Annotated in this window: 16 protein-coding genes and 1 other annotated feature; of the genes, 7 read left to right on the forward strand and 9 right to left on the reverse strand. The window is 45.1% G+C overall.

Annotated elements, in window-relative coordinates:
- Positions 1-13 precede the first annotated feature (13 nt).
- The 5 genes from trpCF to OU793_RS17940 all read right to left on the reverse strand — a co-directional run bounded on the left by trpCF (position 14) and on the right by OU793_RS17940 (position 4,959).
- The gene (gene trpCF / locus OU793_RS17920; protein WP_005494707.1) at positions 14-1,453 is read right to left on the reverse strand and encodes a bifunctional indole-3-glycerol-phosphate synthase TrpC/phosphoribosylanthranilate isomerase TrpF; all 1,440 of its coding nucleotides are present in this window, start codon (positions 1,451-1,453) and stop codon (positions 14-16) included.
- 13 nt (positions 1,454-1,466) lie between these two features.
- Positions 1,467-2,465, reverse strand: coding sequence for an anthranilate phosphoribosyltransferase (gene trpD, locus OU793_RS17925; RefSeq protein WP_159404065.1), 999 nt, complete (start codon positions 2,463-2,465; stop codon positions 1,467-1,469).
- Between the two features lie 19 nt (positions 2,466-2,484).
- Positions 2,485-3,075 (reverse strand): aminodeoxychorismate/anthranilate synthase component II, encoded by a 591-nt coding sequence (locus OU793_RS17930; RefSeq protein WP_140103734.1) that lies wholly within the window; start codon positions 3,073-3,075, stop codon positions 2,485-2,487.
- A 5-nt stretch (positions 3,076-3,080) separates the two neighbouring features.
- The gene (locus OU793_RS17935; protein WP_020838761.1) at positions 3,081-4,658 is read right to left on the reverse strand and encodes an anthranilate synthase component 1; all 1,578 of its coding nucleotides are present in this window, start codon (positions 4,656-4,658) and stop codon (positions 3,081-3,083) included.
- 125 nt (positions 4,659-4,783) lie between these two features.
- Positions 4,784-4,887, reverse strand: a sequence feature (Trp leader region).
- Complete coding sequence (locus OU793_RS17940) at positions 4,834-4,959, reverse strand: trp operon leader peptide (protein WP_005465085.1); 126 nt, start codon at positions 4,957-4,959, stop codon at positions 4,834-4,836. It overlaps the preceding feature by 54 nt.
- Positions 4,960-5,054: 95 nt before the next feature.
- Between OU793_RS17940 and OU793_RS17945 the strand changes: the two genes are divergently transcribed.
- Complete coding sequence (locus OU793_RS17945; RefSeq protein WP_005465084.1) at positions 5,055-5,912, forward strand: PHP domain-containing protein; 858 nt, start codon at positions 5,055-5,057, stop codon at positions 5,910-5,912.
- 109 nt (positions 5,913-6,021) lie between these two features.
- A complete protein-coding gene (locus tag OU793_RS17950) occupies positions 6,022-6,642 on the forward strand; it encodes an L-threonylcarbamoyladenylate synthase (RefSeq protein WP_017448415.1) in 621 nt (206 codons plus the stop codon).
- Positions 6,643-6,731: 89 nt separating this feature from the next.
- On the opposite strand, the gene OU793_RS17955 is transcribed toward OU793_RS17950, so the two are convergent.
- On the reverse strand, positions 6,732-7,442 hold the full coding sequence (locus OU793_RS17955) for a calcium-binding protein (protein ID WP_025441656.1): 711 nt from the start codon (positions 7,440-7,442) through the stop codon (positions 6,732-6,734).
- A gap of 344 nt (positions 7,443-7,786) precedes the next feature.
- On the opposite strand from OU793_RS17955, the gene rluB reads away from it, so the two are divergent.
- A complete protein-coding gene (gene rluB, locus OU793_RS17960; RefSeq protein ID WP_005465081.1) occupies positions 7,787-8,725 on the forward strand; it encodes a 23S rRNA pseudouridine(2605) synthase RluB in 939 nt (312 codons plus the stop codon).
- A 150-nt stretch (positions 8,726-8,875) separates the two neighbouring features.
- Here the strand turns inward: rluB and OU793_RS17965 are convergent, their stop codons facing one another.
- Positions 8,876-9,196 (reverse strand): HI1450 family dsDNA-mimic protein, encoded by a 321-nt coding sequence (locus OU793_RS17965; protein ID WP_005465080.1) that lies wholly within the window; start codon positions 9,194-9,196, stop codon positions 8,876-8,878.
- Between the two features lie 2 nt (positions 9,197-9,198).
- The gene (gene yeiP / locus OU793_RS17970) at positions 9,199-9,765 is read right to left on the reverse strand and encodes an elongation factor P-like protein YeiP (RefSeq protein WP_005465079.1); all 567 of its coding nucleotides are present in this window, start codon (positions 9,763-9,765) and stop codon (positions 9,199-9,201) included.
- Between the two features lie 186 nt (positions 9,766-9,951).
- Between yeiP and OU793_RS17975 the strand changes: the two genes are divergently transcribed.
- Entirely contained in the window at positions 9,952-10,719 is a 768-nt protein-coding gene (locus OU793_RS17975; protein ID WP_140076474.1) for a nucleotidyltransferase domain-containing protein, read from the forward strand.
- On the opposite strand, the gene OU793_RS17980 is transcribed toward OU793_RS17975, so the two are convergent.
- A complete protein-coding gene (locus OU793_RS17980) occupies positions 10,716-13,079 on the reverse strand; it encodes a DNA polymerase II (protein ID WP_140076475.1) in 2,364 nt (787 codons plus the stop codon). The two genes, OU793_RS17975 and OU793_RS17980, sit on opposite strands and share 4 nt — an antisense overlap.
- Before the next feature lie 499 nt (positions 13,080-13,578).
- On the opposite strand from OU793_RS17980, the gene uvrY reads away from it, so the two are divergent.
- Genes uvrY through pgsA form a run of 3 tightly spaced genes read left to right on the forward strand, consistent with a single transcriptional unit; the run spans position 13,579 to position 16,661 of the window.
- On the forward strand, positions 13,579-14,223 hold the full coding sequence (gene uvrY / locus OU793_RS17985; protein ID WP_005386783.1) for a UvrY/SirA/GacA family response regulator transcription factor: 645 nt from the start codon (positions 13,579-13,581) through the stop codon (positions 14,221-14,223).
- A gap of 1 nt (position 14,224) precedes the next feature.
- Positions 14,225-16,057, forward strand: coding sequence for an excinuclease ABC subunit UvrC (gene uvrC / locus OU793_RS17990; RefSeq protein ID WP_079859393.1), 1,833 nt, complete (start codon positions 14,225-14,227; stop codon positions 16,055-16,057).
- Positions 16,058-16,103: 46 nt separating this feature from the next.
- Positions 16,104-16,661: a CDP-diacylglycerol--glycerol-3-phosphate 3-phosphatidyltransferase gene (gene pgsA / locus OU793_RS17995; RefSeq protein ID WP_005494716.1), complete on the forward strand. Its 558-nt coding sequence runs from the start codon at positions 16,104-16,106 to the stop codon at positions 16,659-16,661.
- The last annotated feature ends 450 nt before the right edge of the window (positions 16,662-17,111 follow it).

A 17,111-nucleotide genomic window follows, 5' to 3' on the forward strand; every position in this document is an offset into this window, starting at 1 on the left:
ACTGCGAATAACTTTAGTAGTTGCGAATAGCGTGAAATGCGGCTTGCAACTTCTGTGAATCTTTTTTCCCCGGTGCGCTTTCTACTCCAGAGTTTAAATCTAATCCCAAGCAGCCTAATTTTGCTGCTTGCTGTGCATTTTCAGGCGACAGTCCACCTGCCAGCATGATTTGACTTGGATCGCCGATCAAAGACCAGTCGAACACGTGGCCTGTGCCGCCAGTTTGAGTACCAACTTGAGCATCCAGTAGGTGACGGTCAATGTTGTCTGCGAGCAAGGATGGCTTTGTATCCGCCACGCCGTAGGCTTTCCAAATCTCGACGCCAACGGGTAGTTCTGTTTTGAGCTGGTTGACGTACTCTTGATCTTCTTGCCCATGTAACTGCACGGCTTTTAAACCCAACGACGTTACGATTGAGGCGACATAATCAACGTCGTGATTTTGGAACACGCCAACATAATTAAGTGGCGCGCCGCTCATGGTTAGGCGAGCACTTTCAAAATCGACCGCTCGTTTTGATTTCTCAACGAAAATCAGACCACCAAATACTGCGCCTGCTTGATACGCTTTTGCCGCATCATCTGGGTGAGTCAGACCGCAAACCTTATTTTCACCTAGCGTTACTTTACGAACCGCAAGTTCTAAGTTGTCTTCCGCCATTAGCGAGCTGCCAATCAAAAAGCCGTCTGCATATTCTGCTAAGTCACGAACTTGTTGATGAGTGTAAATGCCAGACTCTGAAATAACCGTTGCGTTTGGTGCAAGCTTACGAATGGTTGGCGCAAGCGCTTTAGTTCGGTTTAAATCCGTTGTTAAGTCGCGCAAGTTGCGGTTGTTTATTCCGATAACTTTAGCTCCAAGCTGAACTGCGCGGTGAAGCTCTTCTTCGTTGCTGACTTCCGTTAAAATGCCCATGTTTAGGCTGTGCGCAGCTTCTTCTAACGCTTTGTACTCTTCGTCATTCAGTACCGAAAGCATGAGCAATACCGCATCCGCGCCATAATGACGAGCAAGGTAAACTTGGTAGGTATCGACCATGAAGTCCTTACACAACACTGGCTGTTTCACTTGTCGGCGAACTTGAGGCAGAAAATCGAAGCTACCCTGGAAGTATTTTTCATCGGTCAGAACCGAGATCGCGTCTGCGTAGTTGTTGTAAACCGACGCGATGTAGTCCAAATCGAAGTCGTTGCGAATAAGGCCTTTTGATGGCGATGCCTTTTTGCATTCTGTAATGAATACGGTTTTATCGCCACTCAATGCATCATAAAAACTGCGATCCGACGGCAATAGATCTGACTGAAAAGTGCTCAGATGCTGTGATGCTTTTCGCTCTGCTACCCATTGGTATTTATCGCGAACAATTTTGGCAAGCACTTCCGCCATTTCTGCTTCTTTTTTTGAGACGTGCTCTGATAAGTTGTTTGCTTGCTGGGTGTTGAAGTCAGTCATCTTCATCTGCTCCTTAAGCGTGTGCGGCAAGTTGCTGTACCAATTGGTAAGCTTTGCCTGAGTTCATAGCCTCGATCGCTTGCTGCGTGTTGGCTTTTAAATCTTCGTGGCCGAATAAACGCATTAGAAGTGCGACGTTAACCGCGACTGCACCTAATTGTGCGTCTGTACCTTTACCCGTCAGAATGTTGGTGATTATTGCTTTGTTTTCTTCCGGGTCGCCGCCTTTAATGGCTTCTAACGGGTGAGACTCTAGACCAAAATCTTCTGGCGTCAGCGTGTATTCGGTGATCTTGCCATCTTTGATTTCGGCAACCGTTGTTGTACCGTGAATGGCCACTTCATCCAATCCGCTACCATGTACGACAGCGGCGCGCTTCATGCCCATTTGTAGCATGGTTTCTGCGATAGGACGAACCAGTTCTTCACTGTAGACGCCCATTAATTCGATGTTTGGACGTGCAGGGTTAATCAACGGGCCAAGAATGTTGAAAATGGTGCGCGTTTTCATGGTTTGGCGCACAGGCATCGCGTGGCGAACGCCTCCGTGATATTGAGGCGCGAACAAGAAGGCAACGCCAATGTCGTCAACCGCTTTGCGGGTGTCTTCAGCACTCATTGCTAGGTTGATGCCAAACGAGTCCAGTAAGTCAGAAGAGCCGGATTTACTTGATACGCTGCGGTTGCCGTGTTTCGCGACCTTTAGGCCACATGCTGCTGCAACAAAGGCGGCCGTCGTCGAGATATTGATAGTATTGTGACCATCGCCCCCTGTCCCTACGATGTCTGCAAAGTCGTAATCAGGACGAGGGAACGGGTTCGCATTCGCCAGTAGGGCTTTTGCTGCACCGGCAATTTCATCAGGCGTTTCGCCTTTGATCTTTAATGCTGTTAATGCCGATGCCATTAAAATTGGATCAAGCTCGCCGTGAATAATAATGTCGAATAGCTGTTGGCTTTCTTCTTGAGTCAGTGATTGCTGTTCGTACAGTTTGTTGATGATTGCTTCCATAGTTTCTCTCCCCATTTCCTTATGCGTTATCTTTCTCAAGCGCCCATTCAATCGCGTTGCCCAACAAGGTTGCGCCGTAAGTCGTCATTATTGACTCTGGGTGGAACTGAAATCCGCAAACTTTATCTTGTTCGTGCACAACAGACATGACCAAATTGTCGACTTCGGCAGTGATGGTCAGGCTGTCTGGTACCTTTGTCGCCACTAAAGAGTGATAACGCGCAATTGCAAGTGGCGAGGGCAGATTTTGATAAATTGCGTGGTCTTGGTGCTCCATCATCGACACTTTGCCGTGGATGATTTCACCAGCGCCAGCGACAGTGCCGCCATATGCTTCAACAATCGCTTGGTGACCAAGACAAATACCAATCATTGGCACTTTGCCTTTCATTCGTTGAATCAGCTCTGGCATCGAACCAGCTTCTGATGGCGCACCTGGCCCCGGTGATAGCAGAACGACGGGTTTTTCGAGCTCGTTTATTGCTTGTTCGATGGTTTCTGCCGGAATGTGGTTACGATAAATTTTGACTGAGTGACCTAATGAGCGGAATTGGTCCACAAGGTTATAGGTGAACGAGTCAAAGTTATCGATGAATACGATGTTCGCCATGTCTGCTACTCCTTGTTCGCAGGTTGAGAATGCGCTGCTTGAATAGCAGAGATAACCGCTTGAGCTTTTCCGCGTGTTTCATCGGCTTCCGCTTGAGGGTCAGAATCGAATACCACGCCTGCACCTGCTTGTACTTGAGCAATGCCGTTTTCCACGTAAGCCGAGCGAATCACGATACAAGTGTCGAGCGTGCCTTCTCCTGTCAGGTAGCCTACCGCTCCGCCATAGCTGCCACGACGAGCACCTTCAACATCGCGAATCAGTTGCATTGCACGAATCTTTGGCGCCCCAGTTAACGTGCCCATGTTCATACAAGCTTGGTAAGCGTGCAAAGCATCAAGGTCATCGCGCAACTGGCCAACCACGCGGGACACCAAGTGCATAACATGGCTGTAACGGTCAACTTTAAGGAGATCGGCAACATGACGAGTACCAGCTTGCGAGATGCGCGCTACATCATTACGAGCTAGGTCTACCAACATCATATGTTCAGCGTTCTCTTTTTTGTCGCTACGCAGTTCAAGTTCAATACGGCTATCTAAATCAAAATCGATTTCGCCATTTGGACGTTTACCGCGACGGCGAGTCCCCGCAATTGGGTAGATTTCTATTTGGTTGGTGTCGGTTTCATACTTCAAGGCACTTTCTGGAGACGCACCAAACAAAGTGAACAGCTCATCTTGCATGTAGAACATGTAAGGGCTTGGGTTGCTTTGCTTTAGCTCTTTGTAAGCTGCTAGCGGAGAAGGGCAAGGCAATGTGAATCGACGAGAAGGAACTACTTGGAAAATATCGCCTTTTACCACGAATTCTTTTAGATCACGGACGATTTGACAGAAATCTTGATCCGAAACGCTTGGTTGAGCTGTGATATTGGCCACTTGCGTTGCGTCTGGAAGACGCTTTGGCGATGTGCATTGAGCTCGGATATCTTCGATTCGACTTTCTAGCGCTGCTTTTTGCGAGCCGTCAACGAACAATGTTGCTTGCAGTTGGCAGGATTCTGTTTGGTGATCTACAACCAGTAATGTTTCCGCAACATAGAAGACGTAATCTGGACACTGGTTTGTTGCTACCGCGTCTCCTAATGGTTCGAAGTTCGCCACCAAGTCATACGCAAATAGGCCACCAAGGAAAATTGCATGTTTGTCTTGCGAAGAAAGATCAAAACTGTGCTGTACCAAACGAAGCGCATCAAAAGAAGAGGCTTCTCGTAGACGAGAATCTTCATCAATCGTATCGCATGGTTGGATGAATTCTAAAGTCAGTGTTTCGCCGTCAAATTGGCTTGCGACTTCGCCACGTACGTTTTGATTCAAATGCGTCAGTAGGTTTTTGCCGTTCTCCGTTAGAGCATGAAAGCTGACGGTATGTCCATAACAAACGATGCGAACCGCAGAATCTACGATTAACAGCGATTTGAGATTCTGTTTAGAATCAATTTCAGCCGATTCTAAAAGCAAGCTATCCGTTTTGTTCTCACAAATAGTATGGAACAGACGGGTTGGGTCTTGAGTGTAAGGAACAGAAGCTTTTAATACTTCCAGTTGTCCAAGTTTCTTAATTTCAATGGCCTTGTTCACAAGACCTCCTTGTAGCTGTTTTAATCGTCCTGCAGTACATAGTCGCATAAAGCAAACGTTCTCCCAATCAAGAGTTGGTCATATCCGATTAATGTTTAGGCAGTTGAATGTGAGTTGGGCGACAAAATAAAAAGCCCGCTTGAGTAGCGGGCTTTATGACGTTTGTTTTTCTAAACTAGAAGTACACGTTAGCCCACCAAGAACTTGTCCAAGTGCGCCACCAAGCAAGATCTGCTGAGTTTGTCTTATTAAGACAAACAGCAACTTTCGCTTTTTGGTTCTGGTTAAATTCTTGTAACATAGTGAGCCTTAAATTACGTGCTTTGTATTTGTGTACTAGTTAACTAGTGCGAGAGTAAAAAGTCAACCCCAAAACAGCATTAAAACGACAAAAATATGAGAATTGATTTACATAGTCACACCACGGCGTCCGATGGTCGATTAGAACCGAAAGATTTAGTGGATAGGGCACTGGGTTTTGATATCGAGGTTTTGGCGATTACAGATCACGACACGGTTGACGGTTTAGCGCGTGCCAAACAATACGTTGAAGAGAACGACTTGCCGATAAAAATCATTAACGGTATTGAAATATCAACCGTTTGGCAGAATAAAGATATCCATATCGTTGGTTTGAATATTGATCCTGAAAATCCTGCATTAGCGGCATTGATTGAGCAACAAAAGCAACATCGTGTGGCTCGTTCTGAGCTGATCGCTTCTCGTCTGCAAAAGGCCACTCGTGAAGGGGTGTTAGAAGAAGTTCAGCAACTGGCTGGTGACGCGCCGATTACCCGAGCTCACTTTGCTAAGTGGTTAGTTGATAATGGTTATGCGAAAACCATGCAAATGGTGTTCAAAAAGTATCTCACTCGCAATAACCCAGGTTATGTACCGCCAAATTGGTGTTCAATGAAAGAGGCTGTCGATGCTATCCATGCCGCTGGTGGTAAAGCGGTATTGGCGCATCCGGGCAGATATCAGTTGACAGCAAAGTGGATTAAGCGTCTTCTAGCTGCGTTTGTTGAGGCTAACGGAGATGCAATGGAAGTTGCTCAACCGCAGCAAGCACAACAAGAAAGACGCAACTTGGCTGATTATGCTATACAATACAAACTATTAGCCTCTCAAGGCAGCGATTTTCACTATCCATCTCCTTGGATGGAATTAGGCAGAAACCTGTGGTTACCTGCAGGTGTTGAACCCGTTTGGAAAGATTGGGGCATCGATCCTTCGTTGGATGTATCCAAGTAACGTCAAGACGTTAGTTTCAGCGAGAATGACTTGGGTATAATGCTCAACAAGACGGCATTCAAGCTCCACAAAAATATAGAGCCGAGAGGCTCGATAATGAGGAATTACAATGAGCCAGTTTTTTTACGTTCATCCAGAAAACCCACAGGCTCGCTTGATCAATCAAGCAGTAGCAATCATTCGTAATGGCGGTGTCGTGGTTTACCCGACAGATTCAGGGTATGCACTTGGTTGCCAATTGGAGAACAAACAAGCGCTAGAGCGCATTTGTCAGATTCGTCGCTTAGATGATAAGCACAACTTCACGTTGTTGTGTCGCGATTTGTCAGAAATTTCTCTGTATGCGCGCGTGGACAACGGAGCATTTCGACTACTGAAAAACAACACTCCTGGTCCTTACACGTTCATCTTCAAAGGTACGAAGGAAGTTCCTCGTCGCTTGATGAATGCGAAACGTAAGACTATCGGTATTCGTGTGCCAAATAACCAAATCGCATTGGATCTTCTCGAAGCACTGGGTGAGCCATTGATGTCAACGTCATTGATTCTGCCTGGTAGCGATGTGACAGAGTCTGATCCGGAAGATATCCGCGACAAACTTGAACATGCAGTTGATGTGATTCTGAATGGTGGTTACTTAGGTGAGCAACCTACTACAGTGATTGACTTCAGCGAAGGTGATCCAGAAGTGGTTCGAATTGGTTCTGGTGATCCATCACCATTCGAATAAGTTGAAATATCAACATAAACAAAAGGAGGCTATCAGCCTCCTTTTTCATTATTTATACTTGAGCAGTGTTTACGCCGAATAAAGATGGCTTATGCGAATTCGAAAATGTCGATACCGTGGTGTTCAGCATAGTTTATGTAAGCTGAATTAACGCCATTTAGCGTGACTTCTACGTTGTATTCTTCGCTAGAGAATACTGCCCAACCACATTCGTTGTAGCTAAGGGTCAGATCATCCGCTGAATCTAGGAAAGTATCTCGAATGCCATCTCCATCTGTATCTTTACCCAAATCAAAGACCAGTTTGTCGTGGAAGATATTAAAGTCGAGAACATCGGCTTCTATCTCAATGTCATTGGAGGATACCGGCTGATCAGGAACGCCAATCGCCAGACGGTTGGTAAAGACAAATGTGTCGTCACCACAGCCCCCGCTCAACACTGACTCGCCATCGCCGATCACAAGCGTATCGTTACCCCAGCCCCCACTGAGGAAGTTGTTGCCTGAATAGTCGAAAATAACATCATCACCGCATCCACCGAACAATGAATCATTCCCTAGACCACCTGAGATGAAGTCATTCCCAAAACCGCCAGAAATAAAATCGTTGCCACGACCGCCTAGCAGAGTGTCGTCTCCCCAGCCGCCAAAAATATAATCATTGCCGCCGTAACCTACAAACTTATCGTTACCGCCAAATCCGAAAAAGATGTCGGTGGTTTCAGAGCCTTTTGTTCCTGTTAAATCGTCATCTCCGGATGTGCCAAAAATCCAATTTAGGTCAAGATTTGTCTTAGACATTTTTTATTCCTTTTATCTGATTACCATAGCCAGCAAGCTAAATGGGTTATTGTTGTTATAACCCTGACAATTTTATCAGCTGAGACCGTTTGAAAGAGGATAGGAACGACCCATAATAGTTCGATTCTGCATGGGAATATCTCATACTTAGTAGGACAAAAGTTGGGCCGAGAGTTTGTCTTGAACGGTAAATTGTGGGCGGAGAATTGGCAGGATTTCACTTACATTAAATGCAAGAATCGCGTATAATGACCGACCGAAAAAATCCCATCTACATGGGTAACTTGCACAATGAAGGCCAATTCTGGTCTCGACGTCTGTGAAGACGACACATAGGTAGATAAATGAGCGAAAAGTTACAAAAAGTATTAGCACGTGCTGGACACGGTTCTCGTCGTGAGATCGAATCGTTAATTAAATCCGGACGCGTAAGCGTGAACGGTGTGGTCGCTAAACTTGGTGAAAGACTGGAAGATGAGAGCAGTGTAGTTCGTATCGATGGTCACATTGTATCTGCAAAGGTTCAAGAAGAAGTGATCTGTCGTGTACTTGCGTACTACAAGCCTGAGGGTGAGCTGTGTACTCGTCATGACCCAGAAGGCCGTCGCACGGTTTTCGATCGTCTGCCAAAAATTCGTGGCTCTCGTTGGATCTCTGTTGGTCGTTTGGATGCAAACACGTCTGGTCTGCTACTTTTCACTACTGATGGTGAATTAGCAAACCGTCTAATGCACCCAAGTCGCCAAGTTGAGCGTGAATACCTAGTGCGTGTGTTTGGTGAAGTAACCGAACAAAAAGTTCGTAATCTAGTAAAAGGGGTTGAACTGGAAGACGGTTTAGCTCGCTTTGAAGACGTTGTCTATGCGGGTGGTGAAGGTATGAACCACACTTTCTACGTAGTGATCAACGAAGGTCGTAACCGTGAAGTTCGTCGTCTATGGGAATCTCAAGAGTGTACCGTTAGCCGTCTGAAACGTGTTCGTTACGGTGATATCTTCCTAGACAAAAAACTGCCTCGTGGCGGTTGGATGGAACTGGATCTGAAAGAAGTAAACTACCTGCGTGAGCTTGTAGAACTTCGCCCAGAGAAAGAAACCATGCTAGATTTGAGCAAGGATAATACGTCACGTAAGCGTGAACGTGCTCGCAGCCAAAAAATCCGCCGCGCGGTTAAGCGCCATGAAGAACGTGTAAGCACGTCTAAAGGTCGCAGCAACAATCCTGCTCGTCGTAAGCCAAAGAAAAATGCTGGCGAACAAGGTGCACGCAACAAGCATCGTTAATCGAGAGCGAAAAACGAAAATCAGAAAGGCTTGCCAATTGGCAGGCCTTTTTCTTATACGCAAAAAGGCCAGTTTTCTATATTCGGTGATGTTTGAAGATAAAAAAACACCAGCACTAGGCTGGTGTTTTCATTCATAAGAGAAGGAGCGTTAGTCGCGCTTCCAAAGCATATGGCAGAACTTATGTTCTGGGTCTCGGCTGATTAGCATACGAGCGAATACGTCATCAAGTACGTCATTTTCTTCGTTTACTAGGCCGATTCTAACTTCTGCATACACTTCTTTGTCGACCTCAAAGCCCACATGTTCAACCCAGTCTTCACCAGTTTCAACAAGTTCTGCGGCACCGCGATCTTCAAATTGAGCAGTAAACAGAATGACATCAGCTGGCTCTAGATTGTCTGGAGCCATTTCAAGGAAGATGTCGTACGCTGCGTCGATAACGTCGTCGTAAGAAATCAAATCAGACATGCTTATGCTCGGCTCATGTATTTACGTTCAGCAGTGTTGATAACTACACGGTCACCAGTTGCGATGTATTCTGGAACTTGAACCACTAGACCTGAAGCAAAACGCGCAGGTTTAGTACGAGCAGAAGCTGAAGCGCCTTTGATTGAAGGGTCAGTTTCTTCGATGACTAGTTCAACAGAAGAAGGCAGTTCAAGACCTACAGCAGAACCGTCCACAAGGATAATGTGAATACCTTGCGTGTCTTCGTTGATGAACAACATGTCGTCTTCAACTTCATTGTGTTTGAATGTGTACTGTGAGTAGTCTTCGTTATCCATAAAGATATGCTCATCGCCGTCAGCGTATGAGTACACAACTGCTCGTTTGTTCATCTCAACTGTTTCTACAACGTCATCAGACTTGTAACGCTCGTCTACGCGTGCGCCAGTTGTTAGATCTGTACAACGCATTTTGTAGATTTTAGCGCCGCCACGACCGCCAGGAGTCGTTACTTCGATGTCTTTAACTAGAAGAGTTTTACCATTAGACTCGATTGCGAAGCCTTTTTTGATTTCACTTGCCTTTGGCATTGTATATTCCTATTCATACTTATTAAGCAAAACTCGCTGATTATAGCGCTAAGTTTGTTGTGTGGCACCAAAATTCATCGTGATTGTTGAATCAAGATTAAACGTTTGATTAGGCTTGATTCCGAATAGGGGCTAGGGGATCATAAGCCAATCTTACTGACAAACTTTGAGCGCGCTTTTTAATCCATGTCTCTTCCAGTTATCGATCCTAAACAACCTTTTCAACCAGAGTTTGCTCCTTTAATCAAAGAAGTGTTGATGTGCCTAAAAGGCGGTCTAGGGCAAAATCTTCACAGCGTTTATGTGTACGGAAGTGTTGCGCGAAAAACGGCAGTAGCAGGAAAGTCCAACCTGGATTTAGTTGTGGTGACAAAGTCGATGTTTGAGAACAACCGAGCGACGCTGCTCAATACTATAAAGTGGCGAGCTCAACAAAATCACCCGCAAGTCAAGGGAGTGGCGATAAGAACGGCACTTGTTAGCGAAGTTGCCAATCTTGATAGCATTTTTACTTGGGGCTTTATGCTCAAGCACTGCTGTGTTTGTGTGCATGGCGATGACTTGGCTGATTGTTTTGGCGATTATGTGCCGAGTTGGGAAATTGCTAAGCACTGGAATATGGATGTTGAAGAATGGCTAGCGGTGTATCGAGCTAAGATTGTTCAGGCGACAAGCCTTGAGGAGCAAGTTCGTGCGCAGGTAGTCATCGCTAAAAAGTTATTAAGAGCTTCTTACTCTTTGGTGATGTATCGCGATAAGCGCTGGTTTGATGATCCAATAAAATGTGGTGAAGTGTTTTTGCAATATCATCCCGAGAAAAAACTGGAGATTGACCGCCTCTGCATATTGTTATCTGGAAGGCCAATTCCCAAGCGTTCGGTCATTGGCCTAATTGATGCTTTCGGTGGCTGGCTCGTGAAGCAGTACCAAAAGACTGAGTTTCGTATTGGTTAGAACAGTCCCATCTGTGGTGCTGAGAGGGTTTCAAAGTCTGTGCCGATAAATGGCAGAATCGCATCTGCAACAGGCTTTAGCTGTTTGTCGATGTAGTGCTGGTAGTCGATAGGACTGTTACGGTATTCATGAGGCTCAGGGCCATTTAGGGTAATCAAATACTCTATGCGCCCACGATTTTGATACTGTAAAGGTCGGCCAAGCTTGGCATTAATGTCGTCGGCCAAACGTGCTGCACGCACTTGAGGTGGGATGTTTTTTTGGTACTCATGCAGCTTTCGGCGTAGTCGCTTTTGATAAACCAATTGGTCATCAAACTCCCCCTTATTGGTTTTTTCTACTACTTCACGCACATAGTCACTCGGGTCTTCGCCGTGAAATACCATTCGATAGAGCGTGTTTTGGAATTTTTGCGCTAATGGCGTCCAGTCGGTACGCGCACTTTCTAGCCCTTTGAATACAATGCGCTCTTGTTCTCCCTCACCAATTAAACCCGCATAACGTTTTTTCGAGCCCGTTTCCGCGCCACGAATAGTTGGCATCAGAAACTTGCGGTAATGAGTTTCATATTCAATTTCAAGCATTGAAGTGAGGTTGTACTCAGCGCGAAGATGCTCTTGCCACCAAGAGTTTATGTATTCAACCAAGTGATTGCCGACTTCATCCGCTTCCGCTTGGCTGTATGAACCATTCAAAGAGACAAATGTTGAGTCTGTATCTCCATAAATCACTTGATAGCCTTTGTTTTCAATCAGTACTTTAGTTTGCTTCATGATTTCATGCCCACGCATGGTAATACTGGAAGCTAATCGAGTATCAAAGAAACGACATCCCGATGAGCCCAATACGCCATAAAACGAGTTCATGATGATTTTTATGGCTTGAGAAAAGGCTTTCTCGTTGTTTTTCTTCGCAACATCTCGTGCCGCCCAAAGCTTTTCGATCATCTCTGGCAAAAAGTGTTTCGAACGATGAAACTGACCACCACGAAAGCCCGGCACGGCTTGATCGTCATCCTTACCAATGTCCAGTAATAAACCTTCGACCAAACCCATTGGGTCGATCAAGAAAGAGCGAATAATAGAGGGATATAGACTCTTAAAATCCAGCACTAAAACTGAGTCATAAAGGTTAGGGATAGAGTCCATTACGTAACCGCCGGGACTCGCAATCCAGTTTTCAGGGTGCAAATTGGGTGCGACGTAACCTGCTCGATGAATTTGTGGCAAATAAAGATTGGTGAACGCCGCGACTGAGCCTCCGACGCGATCCAACTCAACTCCCGTCAACCTCGACCGTTCAATAGCAAACGCGAGGAGATGAGTGTGCTCGAAGATTTTGTTTACCAGCACGCAATCTTGCAGGTTGTATTTGGCAAGTGAAGGCTTATCGGAGCGATACATGCGATTGATTTCGTCCATACGGTCATGCACGTTATGGATCTCTTTGCCTTCACCGAGTAATTCTTGTGAAACCGATTCTAATGACCAAGACCGAAAGTGATAAGTCGCGGTTTTTAGTGTATCGATGCCATCGAGTACTACACGTCCAGGGATTGAGATAAACCCCTGTTGGCTTTGGGATGAGCTACGAAAGAAGCTTGGCTGATCGGCGCGACCCAACATCAACTTCATGTTGTGCCATTCCGCACGTTTATGAAGGAGACGAAAATCGAAGTCGATAACGTTCCAACCAACAATAACATCAGGATCGAACGACTTAAACCAAGCAATCAATGCTTCGAGTAGTGCTTTTTCATTTTGAACCCATTGAACATTTGTTTCAGCCGGTTCTGGTTCTCCAATCATAATGACTCGAGAGTCATGAGGGCTATCCAAGCCGATGGAGTAAAGAATGCCTTTTTCTGAACACTCCAAGTCTAGCGAAACGACATGCAACTTAGGCTCATAGTCACCACTTCGACACTTTGCATTCTGGATACGTTGAAAGCCATTTCGCGATTGCTGATGACCTGTAAACTCCACACTCCCTTTAATAAAGCGCTCCATTAGATAGCGGTCAGCGAGTCGTATATCGCCTTCGTAAGTCACGATATCTTGCTGTGAGAGCAGATCTTGTAATACGAGTGCTTCTTTGGTTACTTTCGTATAGCAAGCTGCGAGAGGGGTATGCTCGAACGTTTTCAGTTCAAGAGTTCGAATTTCAACTTGAATACTTTTCGATAGCGCCAGGTTTTGGGTTTGCTCAATGTACTCTTGAGCGATGAAGAACACGGGTTTCTCACCATTGATCAATAGTTGAGTCGGACCTGCTTCTGTCGCGAGCCACAACTCTATCTGAGTTTGGCCTTTGATGTCTCGTGCTTGGCGAGTAAGTAGGAAACCTTGTTGGATGTTCAAAAGAGAGAAACCTTATAAATTTTTCAAGTCGCCATTCTAACATTATGGACTGTAAAAATAACCAGTAATAGAAAATGGAATTAGATACTTCTGCATAGTTACTTCTGGCTTGTTTAATCGGAGGTTTTTAGCAATTACAAATGGCTTAAAAAAGGATTTCTAGTTAACGATTTCTGTATATTAAACCACCAGATCTGCCAGTTGTTTTCTCGTTTGCAAGTTAAGTGATTCTCATATATCGAGGTTATATGGATATAGATACTTGATTTGTTGGGGGTAATGTTGTTAATTAGTTTTTCCTAGATTTCGGCTCTGCACATCACGCTCTGAAATAATAGAGTGGTTTATGAATAAGTTCTTGCTAAAGTTTGCGTTTCAGCACATATTCATAGAAAGCAATTTTTTGCCAAATACGTTAGTATATAGGCAGTCATACTGATATCCACATTTAGTAAAGTTATGTGGGTGCAGAGCCAATAAAAAGTGTGGAGATACAAGTTTGATTAATGTTTTCCTTGTAGATGATCACGAGCTGGTTCGCACAGGGATACGACGTATTATTGAAGACGTCCGTGGAATGAACGTAGCAGGAGAAGCTGACAGCGGTGAAGATGCAGTGAAATGGTGTCGCAGTAATCATGCTGACGTCGTTTTAATGGACATGAACATGCCTGGGATTGGCGGCTTGGAAGCCACCAAGAAAATTCTTCGCGTGAATCCAGATGTGAAAATCATCGTACTAACCGTTCATACGGAAAATCCGTTTCCAACCAAAGTGATGCAGGCTGGTGCTTCTGGTTATTTAACCAAAGGTGCAGGGCCGGATGAAATGGTAAATGCAATTCGTGTGGTCAATAGTGGGCAGCGTTACATCTCTCCAGAGATAGCGCAGCAAATGGCATTGAGCCAGTTCTCACCTGCCTCTGAAAACCCATTTAAAGATTTGTCCGAACGTGAACTGCAAATCATGCTTATGATCACGAAAGGTCAGAAAGTAACGGATATTTCTGAGCAACTTAACTTAAGTCCAAAGACAGTCAACAGCTACCGCTATCGACTGTTTAGCAAGCTGGACATTAATGGTGACGTTGAGTTAACACACTTAGCGATTCGCCACGGAATGCTGGACACCGAGACCCTTTAGTGTGAATCCTCCTTTCGATTCGGCTTCCTTTCTCAAGACAGTAACTCATCAGCCCGGCGTGTACCGCATGTACAACGCCGATGCTGTTGTCATTTACGTCGGTAAAGCCAAAGATCTTCAAAAACGCCTTTCTAGTTACTTTCGCAAAAAAGTCGACAGTGAAAAAACACGCGCTTTGGTGAGCAATATTGCCAAAATAGATGTCACGGTGACGCATACCGAGACAGAAGCGCTGATTCTTGAACACAATTACATCAAGCAGTATTTGCCGAAATATAACGTGCTTCTGCGTGATGATAAATCGTACCCTTATATATTCATTAGCGGTCATAAACATCCGAGATTGTCGATGCATCGTGGGGCCAAGAAGCGCAAAGGCGAGTATTTTGGTCCTTACCCTGACTCTGGGGCGGTACGAGAAACGCTGCACTTGCTGCAAAAAATATTTCCTGTTAGACAGTGTGAAGATACGGTTTACTCCAATCGAACGCGCCCTTGCTTGATGTATCAAATTGGTCGTTGCGCTGGCCCGTGTGTGAGCTCGATTATCTCAGATGAAGAGTATGCAGAGCTGGTGGGTTTCGTCCGTCTATTTCTGCAAGGTAAAGATCAGCAAGTACTGAAGCAGTTGATAGAGAAAATGGAGGTTGCAAGTCAGCAACTTCGGTTTGAAGACGCGGCAAAGTTTCGTGATCAGATACAAGCGATAAGACGAGTCCAAGAACAGCAATATGTATCGGAAGACAGCATGGACGATATGGATGTGCTGGGTTTTGCGCAAGAGAACGGCATCGCTTGTATCCACATATTGATGATTCGTCAGGGTAAAGTGTTAGGCAGTCGCAGTCATTTCCCTAAGATTCCTCAAAACACGAGCCAACAAGAGGTATTCGATAGCTTTTTGACTCAGTACTACCTGAGCCACAATGAGGCGCGAACAATCCCATCTCGAATAATACTGAACCAAGAGTTGGCCGACGATCTCGAACCTATTCAAAAAGCACTGAGTGAAGTCGCAGGGCGTAAGGTTCATTTTCATACTTCTCCGACTGGTGCGAGAGGGAGATATCTTAAGCTGTCTAATACCAATGCACTTACGGCTATCACGACAAAAATCAACCATAAGATGACGATCAACCAACGTTTCAAAGCACTTCGCGAGACGTTGGGAATGGAGTCTATTATGAGGATGGAGTGTTTTGATATTTCCCATACGATGGGCGAGAGCACTATCGCATCATGTGTGGTCTTCAACAACGAAGGTCCGGTAAAGCAAGAATACCGACGCTATAACATTACTGGAATCACGGGTGGCGATGATTATGCAGCGATGGGGCAGGCGTTAGAGCGGCGCTACTCAAAGCAGTTGGACGTAGAAAAAATCCCTGACATCATCTTTATTGATGGTGGTAAAGGTCAGTTAAATCGTGCGCATGAAATCATCGCCCAGTATTGGGGAGATTGGCCTAAGCGACCAATCATGATTGGTATTGCCAAAGGTGTAACACGTAAACCTGGCCTTGAAACCTTAATTACGGTTGATGGCGAAGAGTTCAACTTACCAAGTGATGCTCCAGCGCTACACTTGATTCAACATATTCGCGATGAGAGTCATAATCATGCGATTGCGGGTCACAGAGCGAAACGTGGTAAAACTCGACGTACAAGTGTGTTGGAGGGGATTGAAGGTGTTGGGCCAAAACGACGCCAAGCTTTATTGAAATACATGGGTGGATTGCAGGAACTTAAGCGCGCAAGTGTTGAAGAAATCGCCAAAGTGCCGGGAATTAGTCACTCTTTAGCAGAAATTATTTTCCAAGCATTGAAACAATAAGGAAAATCCAGCAACATAAACACGCAATGTGTAAGAGAATAATAAAATGCGTTTGAATATCCCGAACATTCTGTCCCTTCTTAGACTGTTCTTAATCCCTGTATTCGTGGTTGTCTTCTATCTGCCTTATTCTTGGGCTCCCTTTGCGGCAGCAATGGTGTTCTGGGTTGCAGGTTTTACCGACTGGTTAGATGGCATGCTAGCTCGTAAACTTGGCCAAACTTCAAGGTTTGGTGCGTTTATCGATCCAGTCGCTGATAAAGTACTGGTTGCGACAGCGTTGATTTTGATTACAGAGCACTACCACACCATTTGGGTAACTATCCCTGCTGTAACCATGATTGCGCGAGAGATTATCATCTCTGCATTGCGTGAATGGATGGCTGAAATCGGTAAACGCGCAAGTGTCGCTGTATCCTGGGTTGGTAAAGTAAAAACAGTTTCTCAGATGTTTGCATTATGGGTTCTGATTTGGCGCTATGACGAATGGATGGTTTGGCTAGGCTTTGCCGCTCTGTACGTCGCTACATTCCTAACATATTGGTCGATGGTTCAGTATCTTGCAGCAGCAAAAGATGATTTGCTGAACGAAGAACATCACTAAACGAGATTAAGAAAGCAGGTCGCTATGCCTGCTTTTTTTGTGCATTTCGAATGACTTTCTAAAAATAGAAATGTGATCTTAATCTTGTTTTTTGTTCAGTCGGTGTTTGTTAGATTTGTAATTGTCCAATTATCTCTACTTGAAATGGCGAGAACCTACCGTAGCAGCGGGTGCTGAGTAGCCATAAACTCAAGATAAACAAGTGTAATTGGTCATGTTTTCGTATTAAAACTAATCAATCCACAGTCTTTCGCACAAAATCTGGTCAAACGATTTAAAAAAATAAAAATAGTGTTGACTCGATCGCTCGAATCCGTAGAATGCATCCCGTACCCAAGAGAGCACGGCTTGAAAGGGTGGTGAAAAAGCGATGCTTACTTCACAAATGAGGCGCCTTGGCAGAGTGGCTATGCAGCGGATTGCAAATCCGTGGACCTCGGTTCGACTCCG

Origin of the sequence: Vibrio sp. VP6 (genome assembly GCF_028823755.1) — a bacterium.
Classification (GTDB): domain Bacteria; phylum Pseudomonadota; class Gammaproteobacteria; order Enterobacterales; family Vibrionaceae; genus Vibrio; species Vibrio parahaemolyticus.